Source organism: Lysinibacillus sp. RC79 (genome assembly GCF_041262405.1).
GTDB lineage: Bacteria > Bacillota > Bacilli > Bacillales_A > Planococcaceae > Lysinibacillus.
The window spans coordinates 1-5,799 of sequence record NZ_JBGCCD010000062.1; the positions used below are offsets into that span (position 1 = coordinate 1).

Below are 5,799 nucleotides of genomic sequence, written 5' to 3' on the forward strand. Positions count from 1 at the left end.
TGATGTCCAAAATTTTGTTTCGTTCACCAACTCAAGGTTAGCTACTAAAAACTTTATTGATTACGTTTTGCTTGTTCAGTTTTCAAGGTTCATTTACAATCGTTATCTCTTTGTTAAGAGTCAACTTTTATATAATAACATGTTTTATAACTAATGTCAAACAGTTATTTTATTTTCATATTGTTCTAGCTGAATGTTCAGCAGCAACTTTTATATAATATCATCCACTTCATAGAACGTCAATAGTTTTATTCGTTTTTTTTAAAAGTTTTATAACCTAAACCTTGGCCACGATTTTAAAAATTGAATAGTACGGTTTCTTCCAATCTCTAAAAGGGTTTCTTTAGTCTCTTCATCTAAATCAAATTGTGTGGAGCTATAATCATCGACAGGGATGAAAATAATATCTCTTTCATGCCGTCTTGAGATATACCTTTCATCATGAGCATCTTTCATAGTAGAAAATAAAGCTTCAAATAAATTTAATCCGTTTTTAATTTCATGTGGGTGTTGTTCTTCTCTACGTCTACTCAATTTAAGCCCTATAATCGGTCGCACTTTACGCCCTTCTCTATCATCAAATACCCATAACGGAAAATTACTCAATACGCCGCCATCTACAATAACTGAATCTCCTTTTCCTGTTTTTAATGTAACAGGTTCAAAGAAAAAGGGTATACCACAGCTCATACGTAAAGCACTGGCTACAGAAAAATTCCTCGCTTCAATATGATATTTTTGTAAATCGTCTGGTAAAACTATCATTCTGCCATTTGTTAAATCTGACGCCACTAATTTTAACGAGTCTCTAGGTAAATCTCCGAATGTATAAACTCCTTTTGCAGCTAATTTTTGAAAAAACCATTTTTCTAATGCTTTTCCTTTATATAAACCTAAATGGTGATAAACATTAACCCACTTCATAAACGGGAATGGTAAGATTGTTTTCCTTTGATCTAATAATGAAGGTACATCCAACTCTTCTAACATAGTCTGGATTTCTTTTCCGCTATATCCCGCAGCAATAAAAGCAGCTAATATGGCCCCGGCACTCGTCCCAGCTACCCGTTTAAAGCGAAAATTTTCAGCTTCTAGTACTTGATACGCCCCAACTAGTGCAAATCCCTTCAAACCGCCACCAGAAAAAACACCATCAATCCACAAAATTCCCTCTCCTTTTTCAAGTAATCTTTACATTATATAAAGAGTTATATACAAATAGAACGAACTCAATGAGTATTTTGTCGAATTTACAAACTACTTTGATGCTGACATACGGATTTAAAAACAGTAAAAGGATTAACTCTGTTCAAGATAGAGCTAATCCTTTTAACTTAGTTTATGTTATTGCTTAGATTACTTAATTTTAAAATGTGCAATTTGACCTTTTAAGTTTTCAACCATCTCGTTTACTTGATTAGCAGTTCCTAGCATTTCTTCCATAAAAGCAGATTGCTCTTGCATAGTTGAAGCAATGTTTTGGGTACCTGCTGATGTTTGCTCCAATGATTGCACAGTTGTCTCAGTAGTCCCTAATACTTGTTCAGAGCTTGCTGATATTTGTTCTACTGTTGAAGCAATTGATTGCGTTCGCATACTAATGTTTGAAATTAGAGATGAGATTTTTCGGAAAGTATCTCCAGCCAATCTAATTGCGACAGTCTCTTGATCAATTTCATTTACTACTCTCGTAATAGCGTCAACAGATTCATTAGAATTGTTTTGCATTTCAGAGATTAATTTAGTAATGTCATTAGCAGATTGGGCAGATTGTTCTGCTAAATGTCTTATTTCATCTGCAACAACAGCAAACCCTTTTCCATATTCACCTGCACGAGCAGCCTCAATAGCTGCATTTAGTGCAAGTAAATTAATTTGATCTGAAATACTTGTAATTACATTTGTAATTTGTCCTACTTCTTTAGAACGTTGATGCATTTGTTCTGTCATTTGCATAGAGGCTTTTGAAAGCTCGTTAATCGAATCAATTCCTTGTACGGATTGTTGAATAACATTATTACCTTGATTGGATTCTTCAGATGTCTTAATAGATTCATCAGAGACATTCGTGGTAGATTCCGTAATTTCTACTATACCCTCTGATATTTCTCTAATCGCAATTTGATTTTGAATAGCCCCAGTTGTTACCATTTCGCTACTTACTGAAACTTCCTGAATCGCCGCTGATACCTGATTAGTCATTTCTGTCACTTGCTCTATACTTTGAGTCAATTCTTTAGACCCATTTGCTACATAGTCTGCTGTTGAGGATACATGCCCTATAACATCTTTTAGCTGTACTTGCATACTATTAAAACTTGATGCAAGCTGACCAATTTCGTCATTACTTGTATTTTTTATTTCCTGCGTTAAATCACCAGCTGCAATTACTTTAGTGTAATCTACAAGTTGATTTAACGGTTTAGAAATTCTTTTAGCAGTGAAATATGCTAATATACCACTTACCACAATAAATATAAGTGCTAATAATACACATACTTTTATTAATAAATTTTCTAAATCAACTATAAAATCTGCATCTTCATCTAATCCTAAGACAGAATCTGTTCCTTGAACTTGTAAAAATGTAGACTTATGAGCACCGTAATCATCTATATAAATATCACTTGTAACCATTTTAGTTGTGCCCAGCGCTGCTTTTTGTTCATCTGTAAACGCTAGTGGTGATAAATACTTATCGTCATTGCCTAAAAATAAAATGACTTCTTTATTATCTACTTTACTCATAATATACACATTTTCTAAATCATACTTTTCTTGAAATGCATTTCCTCTAGACAATAATTCTTGATATGCACTTTTGTTTGTTTTAGCACTATTGATTAATTCTTTATCAAATAGCTCATCAAAATCCTCCATTTTCATCATTAAGCTCTCTTCAAACTGAGGAATAATATACCCATCAATTAAACGCTCAGCTACAATAAAAATGGCAAAGCTAAAAATTGTGCTTATAACAACAATAGGCATTAATACGTTTAATAATATTTTCTTTCTAATTGTCATACCTTTAAACATCATTAACGCTCCTAACTGTAATAAAAAAATTAATCATTATTAAACAAATACCAATTCATTTAACGTAATATATTGATTCAGATCTAAGTTCAATAACCTTATATTCTCATTTAAATCCGGTGATTTATGAAAGATTACAGCAAAGGTAGAGCTTTCATTCACTTTCATTGGTCGATATTCTAAAATTTCATCAAAATTTAGTTTAAATGCTTCATGATTAATAGATACAACTTGCTTACAATCAATAGAGGCATCTATTTCAGCACAACAAAAACTATAAATTGAATCATCCATTTGATTAACTATATTTTCCCAATCAGGCTTTTGTTGTTTAAAAAAGTACTCACATGCGTTTACACCATATGCATGAACGCCAAGTTCATTTGTACCGATACCAGCAAATCTAAGTGGATTTACTTCAATTGGAACAATCTGTCCCTCATTATCGATGCGAATTTCAATATGTATAGGGGCAAGTTTTAAAGCGAAGAACGATGAAATAGTTCCTAAAAATTCTTGAATTTTGTTGAGGGACTCATTTATTACTTGCTTACTCGTATAGTAAATTCTATCGCTCATGTCTTTCTCATGCCTAAACATTCTTTTAAAAAGATTTAAGATAACAGGTTCCCCGTCTTCTGTAAAATATACGTCAACAGCGTATTCATCACCTTCAATTAATTTCTCAATTATAAATGATTGGTTATTAATAACTTCGATTGGATAGTCTGAACTTGTAACTTCCATTTCAAATTTAAGTTGTTTAATAGTTTCTTTATATTCTTCTACCTTATCAATACGATGTACACCTATACTTGAATATCCTATAACAGGCTTAACAATAATAGGGAAAGGTAGAGCACTAGGATCTAATTCTTCTAATTCTTTTAGAGAAACTTCTGTGAAAAAGAAATCTTTATAATGTCTACTTAATGTTTTCCTGAAAGTAACTTTATTTTTCAAAATATCTGTAACAGTTGTTAAATAGTGATTAGGTGCATATTTTGATAAAATATTAAGTCCATTTTCAGAGTTAAAGAGAATCGGACAATTCCTCTTCTCTAATTCAATCAACAAATCGTCTACCTTTTTTAAATTTATAGTAGATTCGTTTGGTATAAAAACTTCATTTAATTTGATAACTGGAATTTTATTCTTACTAATTGTGTGCACTAATAAATCAGAAACATAAGGTCTATCTAGTATTATCAACTTTTACACTCCTATCCATATATTTTTTACATATTCATATCCTACAATGATCTATAAAAGTATGTAAAAATAACTATTACCTATTTTAATATATAATACCTATAAAATCCATAATATTACCTTTTTATACTATAGGTAATATTACATCGAAATTAATAAAAGGCATAATTAAATATCTAAATACTAATGAGCGTATTTAACTATATAAAGATTAACTTTTGCTAAAGTAAATAACTAAGGCTGTTTTCTCAAAGATTGTTGTTTTTGAGTCAAAAGTTCTAACCCCTTTAATTTTTTGCTAAAATAAGGATAACAAAAACAAAATAGAGAATAGAAGGAGGCTGATTATGTTGAAATTATTATTAACTTCTAATGGTTTTTATACTGACGCTATAAAAAACCACTTTTTAATACTCATTGATGGTGAAGTTAACGATATGAAGGTCGCTATTATCACAACTGCTTCACCACACAGGGAGAATAATAGGTATGCACAAAAAGCAAAAGAAGATTTTAGAGAAATGGGGTTCCAAAACATTGATTTCATTGACTTGGAATTTGATAACCCAGAAAGTCTTACACAAAAAGATGTCATATACATTAACGGTGGAAATCCATTTAACTTGCTATTTCATACTAAACAGAGTGGTGCAGATAAAATCCTAAGACAGTTAGTTTCAAAAAATGTAGTTATTGTAGGCGTTAGTGCTGGTGCTATTCTACTTGGTCCCAACATCAAAGTCGTTCATTCCTTTACTCCGCAAATGGATACACTAAATACTAAAGATTTTTCAGCATTAGGATTAACGGACCAACTTGTTTTTCCTCACTACGACAGAGAAGATTTGTTCAAGGATAGTACAAGCAAGACAATTGAAGATAGACTCCAAGAATTTGAAACCCTTGAAAATTGCGAAATTACGAGACTAAAAGATGATGAATATATCACAGTAGAAAAGTAATTTATTGACCTCTATTTCGAGGTCTATTTTATGTACTTCGCAACATCTCAACCGTTGTATAGTTCGACTTTTGACACGCTGAAATAAGCATTTGCTCTACTCTTTTATCAAATGATAAATTCTTGCCTAATTCAAGCCAACGGAACCAATAGAGGTAGTTATCCAAATAATGAGTTCCCACACCTTGGAAACGCTCCAGCCATCCCTTTAAGCGATTGTGGAAGTTATTAACGTGTTGTATGTGGAATATCCCTTTTTTTACTCGTTGATTTTGATTAAGATTAATTGTTTCGTGTTTAAGATCTTTTGCTGCTGCGAATTTTTTATAGTTGGTAGCTGTGTCTGTACATAACAAAGAAGAACGGGCTATATAATCCCCGATAACCGCATCAATTTCTTCTGCTTTCACACGACCTCTACCCGCCATCCTCGCAATAATATTGTTATTTCGATCTTGTGCTACAACTACAGCAATTTTCTGATTTGAAATTCCTCGTTTTTCATCCTTTTCTCCTCGTTTTTTTGGTTTACGATGTGTAAATCTACGACCTTTTAAAGATTCACGAAAGAAAGTCTCATCACTTTC

At 31.9% G+C, this 5,799-nt stretch carries 5 protein-coding genes; 1 reads left to right on the top strand and 4 read right to left on the bottom strand.

The features are described 5' to 3' along the window. Nucleotides 1–270: 270 nt before the first annotated feature. The 3 genes from ABH968_RS27545 to ABH968_RS27555 all read right to left on the bottom strand — a co-directional run bounded on the left by ABH968_RS27545 (nucleotide 271) and on the right by ABH968_RS27555 (nucleotide 4,251). On the bottom strand, nucleotides 271–1,164 hold the full coding sequence (locus ABH968_RS27545) for a patatin-like phospholipase family protein (RefSeq protein ID WP_370049185.1): 894 nt from the start codon (nucleotides 1,162–1,164) through the stop codon (nucleotides 271–273). Between the two features lie 192 nt (nucleotides 1,165–1,356). Beyond that, a complete protein-coding gene (locus ABH968_RS27550) occupies nucleotides 1,357–3,039 on the bottom strand; it encodes a methyl-accepting chemotaxis protein (RefSeq protein ID WP_370049187.1) in 1,683 nt (560 codons plus the stop codon). Between the two features lie 39 nt (nucleotides 3,040–3,078). Continuing rightward, on the bottom strand, nucleotides 3,079–4,251 hold the full coding sequence (locus tag ABH968_RS27555; protein WP_370049189.1) for an ATP-grasp domain-containing protein: 1,173 nt from the start codon (nucleotides 4,249–4,251) through the stop codon (nucleotides 3,079–3,081). A gap of 347 nt (nucleotides 4,252–4,598) precedes the next feature. Here ABH968_RS27555 and ABH968_RS27560 point away from each other — a divergent pair, with 347 nt between their 5' ends. Further along, complete coding sequence (locus ABH968_RS27560; protein ID WP_370049191.1) at nucleotides 4,599–5,213, top strand: Type 1 glutamine amidotransferase-like domain-containing protein; 615 nt, start codon at nucleotides 4,599–4,601, stop codon at nucleotides 5,211–5,213. 28 nt (nucleotides 5,214–5,241) lie between these two features. Here the strand turns inward: ABH968_RS27560 and ABH968_RS27565 are convergent. Beyond that, a partial coding sequence (locus ABH968_RS27565; protein WP_370049193.1) for an IS1595 family transposase occupies nucleotides 5,242–5,799 on the bottom strand: 558 nt, incomplete at its 5' end.